General features: G+C 58.8%; 17 protein-coding genes. 5 read left to right on the top strand and 12 right to left on the bottom strand.

What is annotated here, in order from left to right; genetic code table 11:
- Positions 1 to 23: 23 nt before the first annotated feature.
- Positions 24 to 1592: an ABC transporter substrate-binding protein gene (locus ACOTXI_RS04060; protein WP_058654405.1), complete on the bottom strand. Its 1569-nt coding sequence runs from the start codon at positions 1590 to 1592 to the stop codon at positions 24 to 26.
- Between the two features lie 201 nt (positions 1593 to 1793).
- Here ACOTXI_RS04060 and ACOTXI_RS04055 point away from each other — a divergent pair, with 201 nt between their 5' ends.
- Positions 1794 to 2492, top strand: coding sequence for a GNAT family N-acetyltransferase (locus tag ACOTXI_RS04055; RefSeq protein ID WP_103786711.1), 699 nt, complete (start codon positions 1794 to 1796; stop codon positions 2490 to 2492).
- 33 nt (positions 2493 to 2525) lie between these two features.
- Here ACOTXI_RS04055 and ACOTXI_RS04050 read toward each other — a convergent pair whose 3' ends face one another.
- The 8 genes from ACOTXI_RS04050 to betI form a co-directional block, all read right to left on the bottom strand.
- A complete protein-coding gene (locus ACOTXI_RS04050; RefSeq protein WP_087855614.1) occupies positions 2526 to 4220 on the bottom strand; it encodes a thiamine pyrophosphate-binding protein in 1695 nt (564 codons plus the stop codon).
- 33 nt (positions 4221 to 4253) lie between these two features.
- Positions 4254 to 4994, bottom strand: a complete 741-nt coding sequence (locus tag ACOTXI_RS04045) for an SDR family oxidoreductase (protein ID WP_021242632.1) — start codon at positions 4992 to 4994, stop codon at positions 4254 to 4256.
- Between the two features lie 274 nt (positions 4995 to 5268).
- A complete protein-coding gene (locus tag ACOTXI_RS04040; RefSeq protein ID WP_058653607.1) occupies positions 5269 to 5916 on the bottom strand; it encodes an anti-sigma factor in 648 nt (215 codons plus the stop codon).
- Positions 5913 to 6467 (bottom strand): RNA polymerase sigma factor, encoded by a 555-nt coding sequence (locus ACOTXI_RS04035; RefSeq protein ID WP_063618280.1) that lies wholly within the window; start codon positions 6465 to 6467, stop codon positions 5913 to 5915. The genes ACOTXI_RS04040 and ACOTXI_RS04035 overlap by 4 nt, the downstream gene beginning before the upstream one ends.
- Before the next feature lie 43 nt (positions 6468 to 6510).
- The gene (locus ACOTXI_RS04030) at positions 6511 to 7074 is read right to left on the bottom strand and encodes a fasciclin domain-containing protein (protein ID WP_023326865.1); all 564 of its coding nucleotides are present in this window, start codon (positions 7072 to 7074) and stop codon (positions 6511 to 6513) included.
- A 143-nt stretch (positions 7075 to 7217) separates the two neighbouring features.
- Positions 7218 to 8882: a choline dehydrogenase gene (gene betA, locus ACOTXI_RS04025; RefSeq protein WP_008500974.1), complete on the bottom strand. Its 1665-nt coding sequence runs from the start codon at positions 8880 to 8882 to the stop codon at positions 7218 to 7220.
- A 13-nt stretch (positions 8883 to 8895) separates the two neighbouring features.
- Positions 8896 to 10368 (bottom strand): betaine-aldehyde dehydrogenase, encoded by a 1473-nt coding sequence (gene betB, locus ACOTXI_RS04020; RefSeq protein WP_008500976.1) that lies wholly within the window; start codon positions 10366 to 10368, stop codon positions 8896 to 8898.
- A gap of 13 nt (positions 10369 to 10381) precedes the next feature.
- Complete coding sequence (betI, locus tag ACOTXI_RS04015) at positions 10382 to 10969, bottom strand: transcriptional regulator BetI (protein WP_008500977.1); 588 nt, start codon at positions 10967 to 10969, stop codon at positions 10382 to 10384.
- Positions 10970 to 11097: 128 nt separating this feature from the next.
- Between betI and betT the strand changes: the two genes are divergently transcribed.
- Positions 11098 to 13131, top strand: coding sequence for a choline BCCT transporter BetT (gene betT, locus ACOTXI_RS04010; RefSeq protein WP_058653604.1), 2034 nt, complete (start codon positions 11098 to 11100; stop codon positions 13129 to 13131).
- A 46-nt stretch (positions 13132 to 13177) separates the two neighbouring features.
- Here the strand turns inward: betT and ACOTXI_RS04005 are convergent, their stop codons facing one another.
- From ACOTXI_RS04005 to ACOTXI_RS03995, 3 genes are all read right to left on the bottom strand, one after another.
- Positions 13178 to 15283 (bottom strand): prolyl oligopeptidase family serine peptidase, encoded by a 2106-nt coding sequence (locus ACOTXI_RS04005; protein WP_084831963.1) that lies wholly within the window; start codon positions 15281 to 15283, stop codon positions 13178 to 13180.
- A 322-nt stretch (positions 15284 to 15605) separates the two neighbouring features.
- Positions 15606 to 16259, bottom strand: coding sequence for an enterobactin synthase subunit EntD (entD, locus tag ACOTXI_RS04000; protein WP_058653603.1), 654 nt, complete (start codon positions 16257 to 16259; stop codon positions 15606 to 15608).
- 85 nt (positions 16260 to 16344) lie between these two features.
- On the bottom strand, positions 16345 to 18594 hold the full coding sequence (locus ACOTXI_RS03995; RefSeq protein ID WP_421633867.1) for a TonB-dependent siderophore receptor: 2250 nt from the start codon (positions 18592 to 18594) through the stop codon (positions 16345 to 16347).
- A 144-nt stretch (positions 18595 to 18738) separates the two neighbouring features.
- Here ACOTXI_RS03995 and fes point away from each other — a divergent pair, with 144 nt between their 5' ends.
- The 3 genes from fes to entF are packed head-to-tail and all read left to right on the top strand — an operon-like array spanning position 18739 to position 24015.
- Positions 18739 to 19938, top strand: a complete 1200-nt coding sequence (fes, locus tag ACOTXI_RS03990) for an enterochelin esterase (protein ID WP_058653599.1) — start codon at positions 18739 to 18741, stop codon at positions 19936 to 19938.
- A 10-nt stretch (positions 19939 to 19948) separates the two neighbouring features.
- Positions 19949 to 20161, top strand: coding sequence for an MbtH family protein (locus tag ACOTXI_RS03985; protein ID WP_021242619.1), 213 nt, complete (start codon positions 19949 to 19951; stop codon positions 20159 to 20161).
- Positions 20158 to 24015 (top strand): enterobactin non-ribosomal peptide synthetase EntF, encoded by a 3858-nt coding sequence (gene entF / locus ACOTXI_RS03980; RefSeq protein WP_058653598.1) that lies wholly within the window; start codon positions 20158 to 20160, stop codon positions 24013 to 24015. The genes ACOTXI_RS03985 and entF overlap by 4 nt, the downstream gene beginning before the upstream one ends.
- The last annotated feature ends 61 nt before the right edge of the window (positions 24016 to 24076 follow it).

The following is a 24076-nucleotide window of genomic DNA, read 5'->3' as shown; positions in this document are numbered from 1 at the left end:
GCAGCGCCACCCGGCAACAAGGGCTACTTCGTGACGCGATCGTACCAGACCATATCCGCGTTCAGCCCCTGCTGATACCCCTTCACGTTATCGCGCACCACGATCTGGGTTTTGCCCTGATCGACGAAGACGTACGGCGAGCTCTGCTGCAGCTGTTCCTGCATCTTCTTGTACAGATCCAGACGTTTCGCCGGATCCGGCTCGGCTACCGCCGCCAGCGTGGCCTTGTTCAGCTCCGGGATTTTCCAGCCGTTCAGTCCGGCCACGGTGCTGGACTTCCCGTCGTTCCACGCGAAGGCGCTGGCGTTAGAGTGCGCGTCGAAGTAGTCCGGGATCCACAGACGGATCGCCGCCTGATGCTGCTTCGCGCGCACGCGGGCATAGACCTGGCTCCCGGCGGCAGGCAGCAGATCCACCTTCACGCCACCCTGCGCAAAGCTCGCCTGCATCGACTGGGCGATGGTGATAAACGGCGGCTTGTTCTCCACGTCCAGCGTGAAGTGCGCGTCCTTAATGCCCGCTTTGGCGAGGATTGCCTTCGCTTTTGCCGGGTCAAATTTAAACGGATTGTCTTCCAGCGCGCCCGGCAGGCCGACCGGCAGGAAGCTCTGGTGAACAAAATACTGGCCTTTCAGCAGGTTCTTCGTGATGCCGTCATAGTCGACCAGCCAGCGCGACGCTTCCCAGAACGCCGGGTTGTTCAGCAGCGGATTGGCGCTGTTGCCGGTGTTAAACACCAGGTAATTCTGCTCGGCGGACGGAATGCTCAGCACCTTCACGCCCGGCTTGCCGTCCAGGGCGCTTATCTGATCTGCACCCAGATCGCGCGCCACGTCCGCATCCCCCTGCTGGATCAGCAGGCGGCGTGAAGCCGGATCGGGAACGTTTTTAATGATGATGCTTTTGAGCTTCGGCGCGCCGCCGGGGGCGGAATTGTTGGCTTCCAGCACGATGGCCTGATGCGGCTGATAGACGCGCATTTTGAACGCGCCGCTGCCCGCCGAGTGCATTTTCAGCCACGCGTTACCGAAGTCATTATCCTTGACGTTCGCGGCGACCTCTTTTTCATCGACGATAGAGGCAATCGGCGTGGAGAGAATATTCAGCGCCACCGACGGGCTGACGTCCGCCGTCCAGTGAAGCTGGAGGGTATGATCGTCCACCTTTTTCAGCTGGCTGGCGATGTTGCTCGCGTCCCAGCCCAGCACGTTGAGGATAAAGGCCGGGGATTTGTTCAGCGTCACGGCGCGGGTATAAGAGAAGATCACGTCTTCCGGGCGCAGCGGGTTGCCGGAGGCGAATTTCGCATCGGGTTTAAGCTTGATGGTCAGGGTTTTTGCTGCCGCGTCCGCGTCCCAGCTTTCTGCCAGAATCGGCGTGATTTTTTCCGGATTATCGCGGTCCGGCTGCACCAGACGCTGGTACAGGCTCGGCACGGTCTGGATGCTGGAGAGCTCGTTGGCTTCGGCCGGGTCGAGGCTCACGATGTCATCAAGCCCCTGGGCAACCACCAGCGTGTTGGGCGGCGTAGCGGCGTGAGCGGCGCCTGAGAGCGCAGCCAGCACCAGTAACGGCAACAGTTTTTTTGTCATAGCGATCCCTGAGAAGAATATATTGTGATTGTTTTATGCTCCGCTACGTTAGGGCGACTGTGACATTCCACAAAGTCGAAATTCAGCTTTACTTATGCCTTCCGGGAATATCGCATGCGCTCGGGCTATTAAAACACGCGGCTTTTCGCCTGCTTTTTAACCTGCTATAACAAATGCCTTACCTTTCAGGGAGTCACCGCCGTGCCCGAAATCAATCAACATGGTCAAACCGTTAACGATATCGTTCCCGACTGGAAAGGCGCGCGCGCGTTAACCCGCACGCCGCTGTTCGGCCAGTATTGTCGCCTGGAGCCGCTGGACGCCGATCGCCACGCGGCCGATCTCTTTGAGGCCTACGCGCTGGGTGACGACAGCGACTGGACGTGGCTTGCCAGCACGCAGCCCACGAGCGTGGAAGCCACCGCGCACTGGATCATGGCGAAGGTCATGGACGATGAGCTGGTGCCGTTTGCCGTCATTGACTTACGCAACGAACGGGCGGTGGGGCTGGTGAGCTATATGGCTAACGAGCGGCTGTTGGGCTCGGTGGAAATTGGTCACGTCACCTGGTCGCGCAAAATGAAAGGTTCCCGCATCGGCACCGAAACGGTGTGGCTGCTGCTGAAAAATGCGTTTGAGCACGGCTACCGGCGCCTCGAGTGGAAGTGCGATTCCATGAACGTGGCGTCGCGCAGGGCGGCGGAGCGGCAGGGGTTTGTCTGGGAAGGACGCCTGCGCCAGAAGCTGGTGCGTAAAGGGCGCAACCGCGACAGCGATATGCTTTCTATTATTGACGGCGAATGGCCGCAAAGAGACGCGGAGCTGCGCGCCTGGCTGGCGGCGGAGAATTTTGACGAGGAAGGGCGGCAGATAAAGCGGCTTGAGGCGTTTCGGTTATAAGTTTTTTATGTAGGGTACAGCGTAAACGCGCGGTTAATCCGCGGAAATCGCGATTTCAATCAGGTTGGTTTTTCCTGACTGCAGGCCGCGCGTTACCGCTTCGGCGATATCCGCAGCCTCGGTCACCCGGCAGCAGTGGACGCCCATGGCGGTGGCCAGCGACTGAAAATCGATATGCGGGTTCACCAGGTCCATCCCGATAAAACGCCCCAGCCGCGTTGAGCTGTAGTCAGCCTGGCTCTTCATAAAGTTTTTCAGGATGTTGTACTCCCTGTTATTCATGACGATAAAGGTGACCGGCAGATTTTCGTGTGCCGCCGTCCAGAGCGCCTGCGGCGAGTAGAGGGAGGCTCCGTCTCCAACTAAACACACTACCGGCTCGCGGCCCAGCCCCAGCGAGTGACCTACTGCTGCGGGCATCCCCCAGCCCAGTCCGCCGCCGCGCATAAAGTAGTAGCGCTGGTGCTGCTGGTCAGAGATGAACCGGCGGACATGCCTGGCGGTCGCTATCGCCTCATCCACGATGGTGGTACCCGCCGGAATGGATCGGATGACTTCCCAGGCTGCGACCATCGGCGAAAGGGCCGGGCGTAGCCGCTCGACGGCCAGACGTTCCTCCTGCTGCTGCCACTCCTTCTCTCGTTCGTCGCGGGCCGCCACCAGCAGCTGCTGGTGGGCCAGCGTGCTGGCGATCAGGCGCTGCTTAAGCTTTGGCAGCAGTTCGTGCAGGGACAGTTTGATATCCCCCATCACCGAAAGGCGAGTGGCATAGGTGCGGCCAAGCTCGTGCATATCCGCCGAGAGCTGGTACACCGCGCAGGTCGCCGGAATAGCCTCGCCCTCGCTGTACAAAATGGTGATCAGGCTTCTGCCGCCGATGATGAATACGGCATCGTAGGCATTGATGATGCTGGCGATTTCGCTGGCGGTGGTGGGCATATTGCCCCGCCAGAGCGCGTGCTGAGTGGGAAAAGGCAAATTCAGCGGCCAGGAGGAGCCGTAGACGTGGGCGCTGAGCGCTTCCGCCAGCTCGACAATCTCCTGCGTCGAGCCGCTGGAGTGCACCTCATCGCCCGCCACAATCATGATCCTGCCCGGCGCGATCTCGCTGAGCGCCTCCGCCAGCTCGTCCAGCGAGCCCGCCACGGTGTGGTAGTTCACTCTCGACGGCGTCTGTATCCCGGCATCGCTCAGCTCTTCCATCACGTTCATCGGCAGGGAGAGCAGTACCGGACCGGCCGGAGGATAGCTGGCAGCGTGAAACGCGCGGCGCACCAGCACCGGGAGCTGGTCGGCGCTGGTGACCTCCTGCGCCCATTTCATGACCGGGGAGCCAATGGAAACAATATCATCATACAGCAGCGGGTCGCGGACGTAGTGCCGCGTATCCTGCTGTCCAACGGTCACCACCAGCGGGGTTTTCATGATCCGCGAATTAATGAGATTCCCCATGCCGTGCCCCAGGCCGCTCGCGGTATGCAAATTGATAAAGCCCGTTTTGCCGGAGGCTTTCGCGTAGCCGTCGGCAATCGCCACCACGGTGCTCTCCTGAAGCGCCAGAATATAGTGAATATTTTCATGGCGAAGCAGGGCATCAATCAGAGGAAGCTCGGTGGTGCCGGGGTTGCCAAAAATATATTCCACGCCTTCACTCTCCAGCACTTCAAGAAGAATATCGGCACCCGTTCGCATATTGAGATCTGATAAGGACGTTAATGATTTAATCATACTGACACCTCATTCAGCATTATTTAACGCAGGCTAAAATTCTTCCTGCGTTGGACGCACAACAATTTCATTAATATCAACGTCGCCAGGCTGTTCTATGGCAAATAAAACCGCGCGGGCAATTGCGTCAGCCGGAATAGCCTGCTTATAAAATTCATGGAGAAATTTTTTACTCTCTTCGTCAGAGCTGCCGAATTGCAGTTCGCTTTCGACGGCGCCGGGCGAAATAAGCGTCGTGCGGATAGTTTTACCCGCCTCCTGACGTAAGCCTTCACTCAGCGCGCGGACGGCGAATTTTGTGGCGCTGTACACCACGCCGCCAGGTGCCAGCACCTTGATGCCCGCGACGGAGGCAACGTTAATAAAATGCCCGCTGCCCTGACGCTGGAACACCGGCCACGCGGCCGCGATGCCGTACAGCACCCCTTTCAGATTGGTGTCAATCATCTTGTCCCATTCGTCGGTTTTCAGCTCGCTCAAGGGGGCGATAGCCATAAAGCCCGCGTTGTTGATTAGCACATCCACGCGCTGGTAGGCGGCAACGGCAGCGTCAATGGCGCGCTGAACCTCTTCCTGACGGGTCACGTCGGCCTTCACGGCTATCGCCTTGCCGCCTTGCTGAATAATCTGATCCACCAGGGCATTAATTCTGTCCAGACGGCGCGCCACCAGCACCAGCGAAAACGCGTTATTCGCTAAATGGAGGGCAATCGCCTGACCAATACCGCTGCTGGCACCGGTAATGACAACAACCTTGTTTGCACTATTATTCATGATCTTATCTCGCTATTGAGTGATGCAAAAAATAAAAGGCAGAGAAGCATTAATGAATAATGACAAATTCATTAATGCGCTTTTTTGATATATTGTGTATCGGGAATAAAATGATTTTCGTTTAAAACTTAATGGAGTACGCAAGAGTCTGTCAATGTCGTTTTTTAATAATTAAATTAATTACAGGCTTAATATTTAATTCTTATAGGTAACCGAGAACAGTATATAAATGAAATGGGGTCACGATAGCGGCCCTGCGAACAGGGCCTGAGAATTACAATTTGCCACTGTAAAGCACCGGGCCTGTGGGGAGCCCAGTGGGCGATCCGCCCGCTGGTTCAAGGCTTATGGCTATCGTGGCGTCAGGAGGGAGCGTTGTGTTCCTGAGGGTGACGCGTGTCGGCATGTCGTTATGCAGCAGCCCCATGGAGACCGGCGCCTGCCCGCCTGGGATCAGCCAAAGCTGGAGGCTGTGTTGCGCCGCGACGGCCGTCGGCCGAAGAGGGGCAATGCTCAAGTGCTGGCGGCTGGCATCCGCGCTGACGACCCATTCCCCGTGCTGTTGGGCATCGTTGAGGACGATCAGCGGAACGAGTTCCGGTGTACGGCTGGCATACCAGGCAACGACCGACAGGGCGGCGAGGGAGGCCGCAACCATCCAGCCGACATAAGGCCGACTTTGGCGTAAAGGCTTTTTGGGCGGCAGGTCGAGGGCGATTCTTTTCCACACCGTCTCGGGTGGAGGGACGGGCACAAGATGACTATCCAGCGTGCTGAACATGTCCTGCCAGTACGCCAGGCGGGCGGCCAGAGCGGGTTCACGGAGGACCCTTTTCTGGAACTGAAGCCGCGCCCCTCCGCGCAGGGTGCCGAGGGCATATTCCGCAGCCAGCATGTCGTCGCGTTTTTCTGCGTCATTCATAGCCCCACGCACTCCCGAAGATGATCCATTGCCCGACGTATCCAGCTTTTCACCGAGCCTACAGGCTGCTGGAGCCAGTCGGCAATGTCGCTGTGAGACATTCCCTGATAGTAGGCGAGCGTAATGCTCTGACGCTGCTCGCTGCTCAAATGTTCGAGACAATGCCTGAGCCGTTCTGCCTGCGCATCGTCGTGCCAGTTATTCTGCTCATCGCTTTCGCTTAGCAGAATATCTTCCGAATACGACTCTTCACGGGCTGCAGCCCGGGTTTGCCCGCTGCGCAGCCAGTCAATACAGCGGTTGCGAACAATATGCGTAAGCCAGGTCATCGGGGAGCTCAGTGCAGCGTTGTAGGTTTCGGCTTTACTCCAGACGGTGACAAAACAGTCGTGCAGGATCTCTTCTGCCCAGGCGCGGTCGCGCAGCATGCGCAGCGCAACGGCAAACAGGTGAGGCGATGTGAGTCGGTAAAGTTGTTCAAATGCGCGGCGATCGCCGTTAGCGACCGCCTGCATTAATTTCAACTGCTGTTCAGCCAGCGCGTTATCCATGTTTTTCCCGGAAGGCAACGTCACACTTCCGAAGTATAGACAACTACTTAGGCATCAGGACGGTATCAATCACATCGATCACGCCATTTTTCTGATGGACGTCATAGGTGCTGATGTTCGCCACGTTACCTTTACCGTCCTTGAGCTGAATATTGTGCGGGCCGTTACTCATGATCCACAGCGGTTGACCGTTAACGGTCTTCAGCTCCGCGTGACCGCCGCCCTGTTTAATTTTCTGCTCCAGCGCTTTCATATCGTAATTACCGGCGACCACGTGATAGGTCAGAATGCTGGTGAGCGTGGCTTTGTTTTCGGGTTTGACCAGGTTCTCGACCGTGCCGGCAGGCAATTTCGCAAACGCCGCATTGGTTGGGGCAAACACGGTGAATGGCCCTTTGCTCTGAAGCGTATCTACCAGCCCGGCCGCTTTGACGGCGGCCACCAGCGTAGTGTGATCTTTCGAGTTCACGGCGTTTTCAACGATATTTTTGCTCGGGAACATCGCCGCTCCGCCCACCATCACGGTGTCTGACGTCATGGCTGCTGATGCGCCTGCACAGAAGAGTATCGCGCTGGATACGAATGCAACACTGAGTAGCTTTTTCATCATTTATCCTCGGATTAAGGAGCAAAGGCGTTGCTCACATACTCATATACGAGGGGCGGGGGGAAACTGGATGCAGGGAAATGAAAATAAATTTGTGGCGGGGAAGTGAATCCCCTCTCCCCGGTGGGGAGAGGGCAAATGACTTAGCGTCTCACCGGTGCCCCGTTCGCCACATAATACGCCGCCGTGCTCTTCGCCAGCGGCTCGCGACCGCGGATTGCATCGGCAATCTTCTCGCCAATCATAATGGTGGTGGCGTTCAGGTTGCCGGTGATGATCTGCGGCATAATCGACGCATCCACCACGCGCAGCCCTTCCAGCCCGTGAACGCGGCCTTCACCGTCAACCACCGCCATCTCGTCATAGCCCATCTTGCAGGTGCCGCACGGGTGGAAGGCGGTTTCCGCGTGGTTGCGCACGAACTCGTCCAGCTGCTCGTCGGTCTGGCAGTCAATACCCGGACTGATTTCACGGCCGCGGTACTTGTCCAGCGCGGGCTGGTGCATGATCTCGCGGGTGATGCGGATCGCGTCGCGAAACTCCTGCCAGTCCTGCTCGTGGGACATATAGTTGAACAGGATCGCCGGATGCTGGTGCGGATCGCGCGACTGGATGCGCACGTGTCCACGGCTCGGGGAGCGCATGGAGCCGACGTGGCACTGGAAGCCGTGTTCTTTCACCGCGTTCGAGCCGTTGTAGTTAATCGCCACCGGCAGGAAGTGGTACTGAATGTTTGGCCACTCAAACTCCTCGCGGCTGCGGATAAACCCGCCCGCTTCGAAGTGGTTGCTCGCGCCCACGCCGGTGCCGCCAAACAGCCACTCCGCGCCAATCTTCGGCTGGTTCCACCACTGCAGGGCAGGGTAGAGGGAGACCGGCTCTTTACATTCGTACTGGAGGTACATCTCCAGGTGATCCTGCAGGTTTTCCCCCACGCCGGGCAGATCGTGTACCAGCGGGATATCGAACTGCTTCAGCAGGTCAGCGTTGCCCACGCCGGAACGCTGGAGGATCTGCGGAGAGGCAATCGCCCCGGCGCTCAGCAGCACTTCTTTTTTTGCCGTCGCTTTGGATGGGATGGTGCTTTCACCCTCCAGCCACTCGACGCCCACCGCGCGTTTGCCCTCAAAGAGGATGCGATCGGTCATGGCGTGGGTGCGAATGGTCAGGTTCGGACGCGGTTTCGCCTGATCCAGATAGCCGCGCGCGGTGCTGGCGCGTCGGCCCTGCGGCGTGACCGTGCGGTCCATCGGGCCGAAGCCCTCCTGCTGATAGCCGTTAAGATCGTCGGTGCGCGGATAGCCCGCCTGTACGCCCGCCTCCACCATCGCCTCGAACAGCGGGTTCACGCCCGGTTTCGAGGTGGTAACGCTCACCGGGCCGTCGCCGCCGTGGTAGTCGTTCGGCCCCACGTCGCGCGTCTCTGCCTTGCGGTAGTAGGGCAGGCAGTTGAGGTAGCTCCAGTGCTCCAGGCCCGGCTCTTTCGCCCAGTGGTCGAGGTCCATCGCGTTACCGCGGATGTAGCACATGCCGTTGATCAATGACGAGCCGCCCAGCCCTTTGCCGCGTCCGCACTCCATGCGGCGGTTGTTCATGAAGGGTTCTGGCTCGGTTTCGTACGCCCAGTTGTAGCGCTTGCCCTGCAGCGGGAACGCCAGCGCGGCGGGCATCTGGGTGCGGAAGTCAAATCGGTAATCCGGTCCGCCTGCTTCAAGCAGCAGGACGGTGGTGTTCGGATCTTCAGTCAGTCGTGTAGCCAGCACGTTGCCGGCTGAGCCGGCCCCGATAATGATGTAGTCAAATTGCAAATAAACCTCCCGGTTAAAATATGGACTGGAATTTACCCATCTCAACCTGGATGGACTTCACCTGGGTGTAGCTCTGCAGCGTCATCACGCCGTTCTCGCGGCCAATGCCGGAGTGCTTGTAGCCGCCGACCGGCATCTCTGCGGCGGATTCACCCCAGGTGTTGATCCAGCAGATGCCCGCTTCGAGCTGATGAATGGCGCCGTGGGCGCGGTTCAGGTCGGCCGTGACGATGCCTGCCGCCAGCCCGTAGTCGGTGTCGTTGGCGCGGCGAATCGCTTCCTCAATGGACTCATAGGTGAGGATGGACATCACCGGGCCGAAGATCTCTTCGCGCACGATGGCCATTTCGTCAGTGCAGTCGGTGAACACGGTTGGGGCCACCCACGCGCCGTTATCGAAGCCTTCGCCCTTCAGCACGTCGCCGCCGCACAGCACGCGCGCGCCTTCCTCTTTGCCTTTGGCGATGTAGCGCATCACGCTGTCGCGGTGCGGGAAGCTGACCATCGGGCCAAAGTTGGTGCTTTCATCGAACAGATCGCCCGCGCGGATGCGGCCCACGCGCTCGACGATTTTCTGCTCAAACGCTGCTTTAAATTTCGCGGGCACGAACACGCGGGTGCCGTTGGTGCACACCTGGCCGGAGCTGAAGAAGTTGGCCATCATGGCGATGTCCGCCGCGAGATCCAGATCCGCATCGTCGAAAATAATCAGCGGCGATTTACCGCCCAGCTCCATCGTCACCTCTTTCAGGGACGAGGCCGCCGAGTTGGCCATCACTTTTTTGCCGCTGGCGACGCCGCCGGTAAAGGAGACTTTGGCGATGCCCGGATGCTCGGTCAGGTACTGGCCGGTCTCCGCGCCCACGCCCGGCAGGACGTTAAACACGCCGTCCGGCAGGCCCGCTTCGGTGTAGATCTCGGCAAGCTTCAGGGCGGTAAGCGGCGTCACTTCGCTCGGCTTGAAGATCATCGCGTTGCCCGCCGCCAGCGCCGGGGCCGATTTCCACAGGGCGATCTGGATCGGGTAGTTCCACGCGCCGATGCCCGCCACCACGCCCAGCGGCTCGCGGCGGGTGTAGACGAATGAGGTCTCACGCAGCGGGATCTGGCTGCCTTCCAGCGCCGGGATCAGCCCCGCGTAGTACTCCAGCACGTCCGCACCGGTGACGATATCCACGGTTGAGGTTTCGGAATACGCTTTACCGGTGTCGAGGGTTTCCAGCTTTGCCAGCTCGTCGTTGCGCTCGCGCAGGATGTCGACGGCGCGACGCAGAACGCGGGAGCGCTCCATGGCGGTCATCGCCGCCCAGATTTTTTGCCCGCGTTTTGCGCTTTCCACGGCGCGGTCGACGTCTTCACGCCCGGCGGCCTGTACGGTCGCCAGAACGTCACCGTTGGCCGGGTTGATGGTCTCGAAGGTGCGACCGCTGGTGGCCGATGTATAACCACCATTGATATAAAGCTGCTGTTCTGCCATTCGGGACATAAATTCTCCTCGGTTAGTCGGTCGGTAAATGCTGGCTGATAAAGTGGCTGGTGAGCGACTGCGCCAGGGTCTTATCCAGCGGCTTGCCGCTCAGCGCGGCGCGCAGCCACAGCCCGTCGATCAGCGCCGCCAGCCCGTAGCCCGCCTCCTGGGCCTGCTCGCGCGGAAGCTCGCGGCGGAACTCGTACACCAGGTTCGACAGCAGGCGGCGGCTACTCACCTGCTGCAGGCGGTAGAGCATGGGCTGATGCATGCTGCTTGCCCAGAAGGCCAGCCAGGCCTTCATCGCCGCGCTGCTCACCTGGGTTTCATCAAAGTTACCGCCGACAATCGCCTGCAGACGCTGCTCCGCGCTGCCGTTCGGCAGGGCGTGCAGGCGGCTTAATACCGCATCGCGCAGCTGGCCGGTGATGTCGCGCATGGTCGCTTCCAGCAGACCATTTTTGTCTTTGAAATAGTGACTGATGATCCCCGTGGAAACGCCCGCCCGACGGGCGATCTGCGCGATCGTCGCGTCATGCATTCCCACTTCATTTATTGCTTCCAGCGTGGCGTCGATAAGCTGCCTGCGCCGGATCGGCTGCATCCCCACTTTGGGCATTATTGCCACTCCATTCATCAGCGTTGGTTAACCATTAAAGCGGTTTTTGATTGGACGTTCAATATAAAATGTGTCTTAATTGTTGCGGATTTGGATTTTAATAGTTACAAAAACAGTGAGGATACTGGATGACAGACCTTTCACAGGACAGAGAAAAAGACAAAATCAACCCGGTCGTTTTTTATACGTCCGCCGGGCTGATTTTGTTGTTTTCCCTGACAACGATCTTCTTTCGCGATTTTTCTGCCGAGTGGATTGGGCGCACCCTGAACTGGGTGTCAAAGACCTTCGGCTGGTACTACCTGCTGGCGGCGACGCTCTATATCGTCTTTGTGGTCTGCATTGCCTGCTCGCGCTTCGGCTCCGTTAAGCTCGGTCCCGAGCAGTCCAAGCCCGAGTTCAGCCTGCTGAGCTGGGCCGCGATGCTGTTTGCCGCGGGCATCGGCATCGACCTGATGTTCTTCTCCGTGGCCGAACCGGTCACGCAGTATATGCAGCCCCCGGAAGGGGCAGGGCAGACAATGGAGGCCGCGCGCCAGGCGATGGTCTGGACGCTATTCCACTACGGCCTGACCGGCTGGTCAATGTACGCCCTGATGGGGATGGCGCTGGGATACTTTAGCTATCGTTATAATTTGCCCCTCACCATCCGCTCCGCTCTGTACCCGATTTTCGGTAAAAAGATCAACGGCCCGATTGGCCACAGCGTCGACATTGCGGCGGTGATCGGCACCATCTTCGGTATCGCGACAACGCTCGGGATTGGCGTGGTGCAGCTCAACTACGGGCTGAGCGTGCTGTTTGATATTCCGGATTCGATGGCGGCGAAAGCGGCGCTGATTGCGCTCTCCGTCATTATTGCCACCATTTCGGTGACGTCAGGCGTCGATAAAGGCATCCGCGTGCTCTCCGAACTGAACGTGGCGCTGGCGCTGGGCCTCATCCTGTTCGTGCTGTTTATGGGCGATACCTCGTTCCTGCTCAATGCGTTAGTGCTCAACGTGGGCGACTACGTGAACCGCTTTATGGGCATGACGCTGAACAGCTTCGCCTTTGACCGCCCGGTGGAGTGGATGAACAGCTGGACCCTGTTCTTCTGGGCGTGGTGGGTCGCATGGTCGCCGTTTGTTGGCCTGTTCCTGGCGCGTATTTCGCGCGGGCGCACCATCCGCCAGTTTGTGATGGGCACGCTGATTATCCCGTTCACCTTTACCCTGCTGTGGCTGTCGGTGTTCGGCAACAGCGCGCTGCATGAGATTATCCACGGCAACGCGACCTTTGCACAGGACGCGATGGCGCACCCGGAGCGCGGCTTCTACAGCCTGCTGGCGCAGTACCCGGCGTTTACCTTTAGCGCCTCCGTGGCGACCATTACCGGCCTGCTGTTTTACGTCACCTCGGCGGATTCCGGCGCGCTGGTGCTGGGTAACTTCACCTCGAAGCTGAAGGATATCAACAGCGATGCCCCGAACTGGCTGCGCATCTTCTGGTCCGTCGCCATTGGCCTGCTGACGCTCGGCATGCTGATGACCAACGGCATCTCGGCGCTACAGAACACCACGGTGATCATGGGGCTGCCGTTCAGCTTCGTTATCTTCTTTGTGATGGCCGGGCTGTATAAATCGCTCAAGGTGGAAGATTACCGCCGCGTCAGCGCCAGCCGCGATACCGCACCGCGTCCGATGGGCGCGCAGGACAGGCTGAGCTGGAAGAAACGCCTGTCGCGCCTGATGAACTACCCGGGCACGCGCTACACCAAACAGATGATGGAGACGGTCTGCTTCCCGGCAATGGAAGAGGTGGCGCAGGAGCTGAAGCTGCGCGGCGCCTACGTGGAGCTGAAAAACCTGCCGCCAGAGGAGGGTGAAACCCTGGGTCACCTGGATCTGCTGGTGCACATGGGCGACGAGCAGAACTTTGTCTACCAGATCTGGCCGCAGCAGTACTCGGTCCCCGGCTTTACCTACCGGGCGCGCAGCGGGAAATCGACCTACTACCGGCTGGAAACCTTCCTGCTTGAAGGAAGCCAGGGGAATGATTTGATGGACTACAGCAAGGAGCAGGTGATTACGGATATTCTGGACCAGTATGAACGGCACCTGAACTTTATCCATCTGCACAGGGAAGCGCCGGGGAATAGCGTGATGTTCCCGGATGTTTGAACCATTTCGTGTATGAATGACAGGGCACCCGTAACGGGTGCCGCTTTCACCTGTCCTGAACGTGAAGACCGGTTTTCCAGATAAAGAAACTTACCGTGTCGACTAATTTTGAATCGGCCTCGGCATAGGTTGCCGCACTGTGTCCTCCCTGACGGTAAGCCAGAACCAGCACGCTTCGCGGCGAGCCTGCCTCCTCTAACCGGGCGGCGAATTTTGCTGTTTGCCACGGGGAAACGCGCTGGTCATGCAGGCCCACGGTTAACAGAACGGGAGGATAACGTTTTTCAGGTACCAGATGTTGGTAGGCATCTATTTTCAATAAGTTTAGCCTGCCAGACGGCGTCAGCGGTGAACCCAGTTCGTCATAGTTCATCACGCCTATCGGAATGTTATCCAGTCGGCTGGTATTCAGTATCCCGGCGTCTATGGCCACTGCGGAAAACAGTTCCGGGCGACGGGTCATCGCCATACCCACGATAATTCCCCCCGCGCTTTCACCCCCGATTGCCAGTTTTGACGGTGAGGTGTAGCGACTGTCGATAAGATATTCCGCGCAACGAATAAAATCGGTAATGGAATTTTCTTTCTTATCCGCTCTTCCTGCCTCGTGCCATTCAGGGCCCATTTCACCGCCTCCGCGTACATGCGCGATAGCGAGAATACCGCCTTGTTCCAGCCAGAGCAGACGGGTCAGATCGAATGAAGGAAACGTACTCACGCCGTACGCGCCATAAGCCGTCAACCAGGTAGGGACCGAACCATCGCGCGCAATGCCTTTACGGTATATGAGAGTCAGTGGGACGCGAACATTCTCAGCTGTAGTGACCCATTTTTCTTCCGTCACATAGTCTGTAAGGGGCTGGCTTAACGGCGGTATTAACTCTGTTTTCTGGATAATGTTATCCGCAGGTTGATAATGATAAATGACGGGGGGATGAAGCCAGCCCTGACGGGTGAAGAGAATGTCCTGACTATCGCTGCTGGCAAATATCGCACTCACGTCTTCATCTGCAGGGACCGGAATTGCCTGGTGGTTACGGATATCAGCAAACGGAATACGTATGAATTTACTGCTTCCGGCGTCATGATAAGCCACATAAAGTGAATCCCTACTCAGGCTTAATTGTGTTAATTCTCCGTTCGACCAGCTCATCACGGGTTCTTTGGTGGAGGCAGGAGCGGCCAGATTGATACGTGAAATATCGTAGCCTGAGGAGGCGTTATAGCTCGCCAGATAAATCCACTCCCCGGAATAAACAAAGGCAGAAACATTTTTATCGGTATCAACAATTTTGTTCCAGATGAGTGTGCCGTTGTCATCCGGGTCTTTTTTGGCGGCAAAAAGGTAGCCTCCATAACCACTGATAGATTTTGAAACGTTAACAATCAGATATTCAGAATCAGGAGTGGTGTACAGATTAACGTTTTCACAGGCTTTTTGTGCGAGTTCAGGGAGCGTGCGCCAGTCAAACGTCATAACGTCTCTGTCGTGCCCTATACGATGGAGGTAGACCTTGCCGCAGGTTTGTCGTCCTGAATCCTGAGTGATGGCATTGAGGCTATAATAAAAGGACTGGTTATCCGCGGCCCAGACAACGCTGGGATAGCGAACGTCGGGGATATGCGAATCTAATACGACATTATCCACAACCCGGATAACGGTAATTCTCGTGCTTTCAGTCCCGTTTCTTGAGAGCCCAAAAGCCACGTAGCGACCATCATGTGAAGGGCTAAAAAAATTAATCCCATAGCCAACATGCGGATCAATGAGCACCCGTTCCGGTTTTCCCTTCTGTCTTACAAACAGCCGCAGGTAGGGGTGTTCAACCGTTGAGCGTAGATAAAAACGATTTTGTCCCGCATCATAAATATCAGAAATAGTGGGGGCCGTATTCTCCAGCTCGCTTAACCTTTTCGCCAGCGCGTTTCTCCATGGAAGGGCGTGGAGTGTCTTAACCGTCTGGTTTGAGCGTTGATTTAACCAGCGAGCAGTCTGTTGGGGGTGTGTTTCCATCCAATGATAAGGATCCATGCCATCCTCATAGGGATTTTCGTTAGCATGAGCAAAAAAGAGACAGCCGAAAAATGCGAGGATAGTAATAATTATCTGCTTGCTGATAGGTTTTATTCTCGGTATCAGGCAATGTTTCATTTCTGTCTGGGCTCATGTTGTTCTGTTAGTGGCGTTAGTTGAGTACGTTATGTTTCCTTAGTCACATCGAGATAATATAAAACAGCGAAGGCATAATGTTCCTGAAATTATAAAATTGAAATAATTTATTTTGTATTTATTGATTTTTTATTCTCGTGTTTTTGATCTGGTTCGAGGTTTTATGACTGAATTCTGTTATGAAAAAACTCGCCCGAATACTTTTAAATGCTTCAGGAAGATTTTGGTGGCTATTATAAATGGTAGGAAGCGAGAGTTTCGTTATTTTTAGTCTTTAATTGCTGGAGCAATAAACAGGGCAGCATTATTCCTGATCGACAATCAAGGTATATACCTCCCCATTAACATGTTGCCAGGCGAGGCTATAGCATTTTCCCTGCTGATAACGGCCCGCCGGATGGCTGAGCGTCAATGCGATAGTTTTCTGATTCAATGCCGTGACCCGCGAAAAATCGAATCCCATGTAGCGCCTTGCCGTAGGGAACAGGGCTTTAAACAAACTTTCCTTGGCGCTGAATGCAAGCGTCAACGCCAGCGCAAAGGGGTAGCCCGAGCGCGTCAGGCACATCGCTTCCTGTGCATTAATGATGCCGTCCTGGATTTCTCGGGCTTCTCGGTCAGGAAGAATGGCTTCGCAATCAATACCCACAAGCGCGTCTGGATAACGGACGGCAACCGCCATCGCCTGCGTGCCGCTGTGGGTGATGCTCCCTGAAACGCCTTCCGGCCAGAGCGGTTCACCGCTGGGGCCGATGCCGGGCACGGTGTGGTCAGGTAAGGCATGCGCGGCGGCGATGCGGCCTGCCAGATGCTCGGCTTTGCGTTTGCGCCCGGCGTTTGCAAGCTCAGCGTGGTGGGGGAGCCAGAGGAGATCGGCGTCGGTGAAGGTGGTTGGGTCGAAGGTGACGTGGTGTACGGTATGGCCGGCGAGCATGAACGTGCGGTGGGTGGTGTGCATGGTTTCCCCTCTATCAATAAATAGTGCGGCCTGATGCCCTCACCCAGCCCTCTCCCACAGGGAGAGGGAGGCGTTGTTGCCTTTATCAGAATCGCGTATTCACGCTCATATACCACGTGCGGCCTGGCTCATTATAGGTATAAGCCCCCGCGCCGTACATATACGCGCCGGTGGTGGCGTTCCCGGTCGTCTGGGCATTACCCGCACGCCACTGGCGCTTGTCGAAGACGTTATCCACGCCGCCGGTCAGGCTGACGTTTTTGGTCATGTCCCAGGTCGCGCTCAGGCCAACGATGCTGTACGGGCTGACCTCGTCTTTTTCAGACCCGGTCACAGGCTGACCTTTGTAGTTGTACTTCTTCGGCTGCTGCTTGCCGTACCAGGTAAAGGTCGACTGGAGCGACACGTCCTGATGAACCTGCCAGCTCAGAGTGGAGTTCAGCGTGTACTCCGGAATGATCGACAGACGGTCGCCGGTCTCCTTGTTCTTGCTCTGCAGCATGTAGGTGATGTTGTTGGTCCAGTTAATGGTGTCGCTGACCGGCACGTTCAGGGAGCCTTCCAGCCCTTCAACCACCGCTTTTGGCACGTTTTCCCACTGGTAGATATCCGTCTGCACTTTACCAGATGAGGTGTGGCCGATCGGCGCGTAGCCCGCTTCGATCTTGTTGCGGTAGTCGTTGCGGAACCAGGTCACGCCCGCCAGCCAGCCGTCGCGCTTCCACTCCAGACCAATCTCTTTGTTGATGCTGGTTTCGGCCTTAAGGTCGTCGTTGCCCATCATGTAGCAGCCCACGCCGTCGGAGCTGGCGTAGCAGCCCTGGCCTTTGCTGTAGAGCAGGTAGTTCGGGTTGGTCTGATACAGGCTCGGCGCCTTATAGGCGCGGGCGATGCCCATCTTCAGCGTGAAGTCATCCCCCAGACCCTGCGACAGGTTCAGGGACGGGCTCCAGTTGTTGCCGACGATGGTGTGGTGGTCGAAGCGCAGGGCAGGGGTCAGCATGGTGCTGTCGGTCAGCTCCATGTTGTTCTCAGCGAACAGGGAGAAGATTTCCGCTGAGGTGTACGGGCTGCGATCGTTACTCATGCCCGGAATGGTGCCGCCCTGCAGGGTTTGCGTGAAGGAGGTGGAATCTTTCATGCGCTGCTGGTTCCACTCGGTACCCAGCGTCAGGTTCTGGTTAACGAGGAAATCAATCGGCAGGTTGATTTCGCTGTGCAGCATCACGTCGGCCAGATCGGTGTCGGTAAATTTATTGCTGTTGAACAAGCCTTCCGTACCGCCCGCCAGCCCTTCACCCAGACGGGAGTTGCGGGTGTGCTCGTACTGCGCCCAGTTGCTGGTGGTAATGCCGTTATCCCAGCCGCCGTTCCAGGTCACCGCGAAGTTCTGGCGATAGATACGGTTGGTCTCTTTGCCGTAGTTCTTTTTCACCAGGCCGCTGGAGCTGTTGTCGTTGTTGGTGTTCTGGGTATCACCGGCGTAGAGGTTATTCTGACGGCTGTAGCCCACCTCAAATTCCAGAGACTGCATCGGCGCAAAGTCCCAGCGCACCACGCCGTTGATGTCTTTATTTTCCACCCCTTCACGGCCCGCGGGCAGCGTGTCGGCGTAGGCACCGGTTCGGTCAGACTGATGGCCCTGGTTGATGTCCCACGCGTCGGCCTGGGTTTTGTCCAGGTTACCGAACATGCGGAAGCTGAAGTCGCCGCCCAGCGGGCCGCTCAGGCTGAAGTTGGTGCGTTTGGTGGAACCTTCATCCTTGTGTTCTGGCGCATTCAGGTAGGTGTTCCAGGTGCCGTGCCACTGGTCGTCGAATTTTTTGGTGATGATGTTCACCACGCCGCCTGCCGCGCCGTTGCCGTAGCGCGCGGCGGCCGGACCGCGGATCACTTCGATGCGCTCGATCATCTCCGGCGGCACCCAGCCGGTATCGCCGCGGGTGTCACGCTCGCCGCGCCAGCCCAGACGGATGGAGTTACGGCTGGTCACCGGCTTGCCGTCGATCAGGATCAGGGTGTTTTCTGGCCCCATGCCGCGGATATCAATCTGACGGTTATTCCCGCGCTGGCCGCTGGTGGAGTTACCGGTCAGGTTAACGCCCGGCATGGTGCGGATGATTTCCGCCACGTCGCGCGCGGGCGGGTTTTTGCGGATCTGATCGGCGGTGATGGTCGATACCCCCGGCGCCTGCAGATTCTGCTCGGCAGCGGTGATCACCATCGTATCTTCGTGCTGCGCAGAGGCGGTGTTGTCGTCTGCCAGAGCAGGCAGCGCGACGCCGTAAATCCCTAAATTGACCAGCAAGGCCAGAGAGTGAATCTTCTTATTCATTGTACGTCCTGCTTTTGTGGTTGTTTTATGAGCGCTTCCCACAGCGCGGGCACTACGCTATTGCAAATGCAAATAGTTATCAATAATATTATCAATAAAATTTGCTCTGAAACAAAAAAGACTGTTAAACATGAGGTTATAAGGGTGACGGCGTTAACAACGGGAAGTGAAGCGTGGTGGCAGTCGAAAAACGGGCCTGAATGGACGCCGGAAAAGGGAAACTATCGCGTCACGTTCTGGTGGCGTGACCCGGCAGGAACGCAAAGAACGTCACCGATCAAACGCGTCTGGCTCTACGTCACCGGCGTGACCGATCACCACCAAAATGCCCGCCCGCAGTCCCTCGAACGCATTCCCGATACCGACGTCTGGCAGTGGCAGGGCGAGTTCAGCCCCGAGTGGCGCGGAAGCTACTGTTTTATCCCTTCCGTGAATGAAAACGATTTTGCCAGCGTTGTGTTTGAAGGCGAGCAGCCGGAACGCATGGCGCTGCGTGAAGGCTGGCGCAAGCTGCTGCCGCACGCGGTTTCAGACCCGCTGAACCCGCAGAGCTGGCGCGGCGGGCGTGGGCACGCCGTCTCGGCGCTGGAGATGCCGCAAGCACCGGTTCAGCCGGGCTGGAATCATCCCGATACGCCGTATCAGCCGCCAGTCTGCATTGAGTGGGAAAGCGCGCGCCTGAAAAATCGCCGCCGCATCTGGATTTTCACCACCGGGGATCATAGCCCGGAACGCCCGCTGGCGGTGCTGCTCGACGGGCAGTTCTGGGCCGAAAGCATGCCGGTCTGGCCTGCGCTGGCGTCGCTCACCCGTGAAGGCAAACTACCGCCTGCGGTCTATGTCTTAATCGATGTTATCGATATGGCGCATCGCAACCGCGAGCTGCCGTGCAATCCCGATTTCTGGCTGGCGGTGCAGGAAGAACTTCTCCCCCTTGTCCAAAAACATGCGCTGTTCAGCGACCGCGCCGACCGTACGGTGGTGGCTGGCCAGAGCTTTGGCGGTCTCGCGTCGCTTTATGCTGGCCTCAACTGGCCGCAGCGTTTTGGCTGCGTGCTTAGCCAGTCCGGCTCCTACTGGTGGCCGCACCGCGGCGGCCAGCAGGACGGGCTGTTAATCGAACAACTTAAAACCGGCGAAATATCCCCTCGCGGGTTACGCATCCTTCTTGAGGCCGGGCGCAACGAGCCGCTCATCTTCCGCGCGAATCAGGCGATTTATGCCGAACTGCACACACACCAACCGGTTATCTGGCGTCAGGTTGACGGCGGACACGATGCGCTTTGCTGGCGCGGTGGGCTGACGCAGGGGCTTATCACCCTCTGGCAGCCGCTTATTCACTAACGGAGTCTGTATGGAATTCAGCAATCCTTTCGATAATCCGCAGGGACAGTTCGCCATTTTGCAAAACGACCAGGGGCAGTACAGCCTGTGGCCTCAGCAGTGCGAACTGCCGGCAGGGTGGGGCGTGGTGTGCGAAGCACAGTCTCAGGAGGCGTGCCAGCAGTGGCTGGCGGAACGCTGGCAGACGCTTGAGCCGTCTTATTTCGCGGGGGAGAACGCATGAACCGTCTTCCTCTCGTCGCCGCCCAGCCGGGTATCTGGATGGCGGAACAGCTGTCCACGCTGCCAAACGCCTGGAGCGTGGCGCACTACACCGAGCTGAAAGGCGACATTGACGCGCCGCTGCTGGCAAAAGCCATTGCGGAAGGCATGATGCAGGCCGATACCCTGCGGATGCGTTTCGCCGAGGATAACGGTGAGGCGTGGCAGTGGGTGGATGACACCTTCATTCTGCCGGAACCGTCCATTGTTCGCGTTGATTCCCACGCCGCCGCCGTGGCGCTGATGGAATCCGATCTTAACCAGAACCTGCGCGTCGACAGCGGTCAGCCGCTCGCTTTCCATCAGCTGATTCAGGTCGGTGAAAACCATTGGTACTGGTATCAGCGCTATCACCATCTGGTGGTGGATGGCTTCAGCTTCCCGGCCATAACCCGCCAGATCGCCGCGATTTATGCCGCGTGGAAAAAGGGCGAACCCACGCCGGAATCCCCGTTTACGCCATTCGCAGAGGTGGTGGACGAGTATCAGCGCTATCACGACAGCGAGGCGTACCGCCGCGACGGCGCCTTCTGGGCCGGGCAGCGCAAAGAGCTGCCTTCTCCGGTCTCGCTCTCCTCCGCGCCGCTGCCGGGCCGTGCCGCCACGACCGACATTCTGCGTCTGAAAATTACCGCCGACGGCCGCGCTTTCAGCCAGCTTGCACAGGCGGCAGGTCAGGTACAGCGCACCGACCTGGCGCTTGCGCTGGTGGCGCTGTGGCTGGGGCGCCTCACCGGACGGCTGGACTACGCCGCCGGGTTTATCTTTATGCGCCGGATGGGATCCGCGGCGCTCACCGCGACCGGGCCGGTGCTTAACGTCCTGCCGCTGGCGGTCAATATCGATCCCCAGGAGAGCCTGCCCTCGCTGGCGCTGCGCCTGGCGAACCAGCTGAAAAAAATGCGCCGCCACCAGCGCTACGACGCCGAGCAGATCGTGCGCGACAGCGGGAAAGCGGCGGATGATGAAGCGCTGTTTGGCCCGGTGCTGAACGTTAAAGTGTTCGACTACCAGCTGGATATCGACGGCGTGGAGGCCATCACCCACACGCTGGCGACCGGCCCGGTGAACGATCTGGAGCTGGCGCTGTTCCCGGACGAGCAGGGCGGGCTGAGCATGGAGATCCTCGCCAATAAGCAGCGTTACGATGAGGCGACGCTGACGCGTCACGTGGCGCGCCTGAACGCGATGCTGGTGCAGTTTGCGGCCAACCCGGACCTGCGCTGCGGCGAGGTGGAAACCGTTTCAGAGCAGGAATACGCAAAGCTCGCGCGCATCAACGATACCGGGCTGGCGCTGCCGTCCACCACGCTCGCGGATCTGGTGGCGGAACAGGCGAGCAAAACGCCGGATGCCCCGGCGCTGGCGGATGCGCACGTTGAACTCAGCTATCGTCAGATGCGCGAGCAGGTCGTCGCGCTGGCAAACCTGCTGCGCGCGCGCGGCGTGAAGCCGGGCGACAGCGTGGCGGTGGCCCTGCCGCGCTCGGTATTCCTGACGTTAGCCTTGCACGGCATTGTGGAGGCGGGCGCCGCGTGGCTGCCGCTCGACACCGGCTATCCGGACGATCGCCTGCGGATGATGCTCGAGGACGCGAAGCCGTCCCTGCTCATTACCACCGACGAACAGCTTCCGCGCTTTAGCGATCTGTCCGTCGAGACGTTTAGTTACAACACACTATTACCGACCACCGATGCTGAACCGCTGCGTCTGGCGAAGCCGGAGCAGACGGCGTACATCATCTTTACCTCCGGTTCGACCGGGCGTCCAAAAGGGGTCATGGTCGGCCATACTGCCATCGTTAACCGCCTGAAGTGGATGCAGGACCATTATCCGCTGACGGCGTTTGACGTGGTGGCGCAGAAAACGCCGTGCAGCTTTGACGTGTCGGTGTGGGAGTTCTGGTGGCCGTTTATCGCCGGGGCGAAGCTGGTGATGGCGGAGCCGGACGCGCACCGCGATCCGCAGGCGATGCAGAGCTTCTTCGCGCACTACGGCGTGACCACTACCCACTTCGTGCCGTCGATGCTGGCGGCGTTTGTTGCCTCGCTGACGCCGGAAAACGTCGACTGCTGCAAAACGCTTAAGCAGGTGTTCTGCAGCGGCGAAGCGCTGCCGACGGCGCTGTGCCGTGAGTGGGAAGCGTTGACCCATGTGCCGCTGCATAACCTCTATGGTCCAACCGAAGCGGCGGTGGACGTCAGCTGGTATCCGGCGTACGGCCCCGAACTGGCGGCGGTGGAGGGCAACAGCGTGCCGATCGGTTTCCCGGTGTGGAATACGGGGCTGCGCATTCTGGATGCGATGATGCGCCCGGTACCGTTCGGCGTGGCGGGGGATCTCTACCTCATCGGCATCCAGCTGGCGCAGGGATATCTGGGACGCCCCGATCTCACCGCCAGCCGCTTTATTGCCGACCCGTTCGCGCCGGGCGAGCGCATGTACCGCACCGGGGACGTTGCCCGCTGGCTGGACAACGGCGCGGTGGAGTATCTGGGCCGCAGCGATGACCAGCTGAAAATCCGCGGCCAGCGCATCGAGCTGGGTGAAATCGACCGGGCGATGCTGTCGCTGCCGGACGTGGCCCAGGCCGTGGCGCACGCCTGCGTCTTCAACCAGGCGGCGGCGACGGGCGGCGATGCGCGCCAGCTGGTGGGGTACGTGGTTTCTGAATCCGGCTTACCGCTGGACCGCGACGCGCTGCTGGAATCGCTCAAAGCCCAGCTGCCGCCGCATATGGTGCCGGTGGTGCTGCTGCAAATCAGCGCGCTGCCGCTGAGCGCCAACGGCAAGCTCGACCGCAAGGCGCTGCCGCTGCCGGAGCTGACCGGTAAAACCTCCGGTCGCGCGCCGGAAAGCGAAACTGAAATCGCCGTGGCGCAGGCGTTTGCCGCGCTGCTGGGCTGTGAGATCAGCGACATTGAGGCGGATTTCTTTGCCCTCGGCGGCCACTCGCTGCTGGCGATGCGTCTGGCGGCTCAGCTCAGCCGCGCGTTCAACCGCAAGGTCACGCCGGGGCAAATTATGGTCGCCTCGACGGTGAGCAAGCTTAGCGCGCTGCTGGACTCTCAACTGAGCGACGAGCAGGCGCAGCGTCTGGGGTATGAAACCCTTCTGCCGCTGCGCGAAGGCAACGGCCCGACGCTGTTCTGCTTCCATCCTGCGTCCGGCTTTGCCTGGCAGTTTAGCGTCCTGGCGCGCTACCTCAGCCCGCGCTGGTCAATCGTCGGCATTCAGTCGCCGCGTCCGGACGGTCCGATGCAGCAGTGCGCGGATCTCGATGGGGCGATCGATCATCACCTGAATACGTTGCGTAAGCAGCAGCCGCAGGGGCCGTATTACCTGTTCGGCTATTCCCTCGGCGGCACGCTGGCGCAGGGCATTGCGGCCCGCCTGCGCGAGCAGGGTGAAGCGGTGGCGTTCCTCGGCCTGCTGGATACCTGGCCGCCGGAAACCCAGAACTGGGCGGAGAGAGAGGCCAACGGCCTCGACCCGGCGGTGCTGGCGGAGATCGAGCGCGAGCGTCAGGCGTTTATCGCCGCCCAGCAGGGACAGGGCTCCAGCGAGCTGTTTAACGCTATCGAAGGCAACTACGCCGATGCGGTGCGGCTGCTCACCACGGCGCACAGTTCACGCTTTGACGGTAAGGCGACGCTGTTTGTTGCCGAACGCACGCGCATGATGGATCCGCAGGCCGCCTGGGCACCGTGGGTGGGAGAACTGGAGGTGTACAGCCAGGACTGCGCCCACGTGGATATCATTTCACCGCAGGCGTTTGAGAAAATTGGGCCAGTGTTGAGGGAGATTTTGGGGTAACGTCAAAAGCGCCGGGTGGCGGCTACGCCTGACCCGGCCTACGGGAGCCGAGTGTAGGCCG

Source organism: Enterobacter cloacae complex sp. BZL2005 (genome assembly GCF_049238885.1).
GTDB lineage: Bacteria > Pseudomonadota > Gammaproteobacteria > Enterobacterales > Enterobacteriaceae > Enterobacter > Enterobacter roggenkampii.
This window is presented reverse-complemented; position numbering and strand designations above follow the sequence as displayed.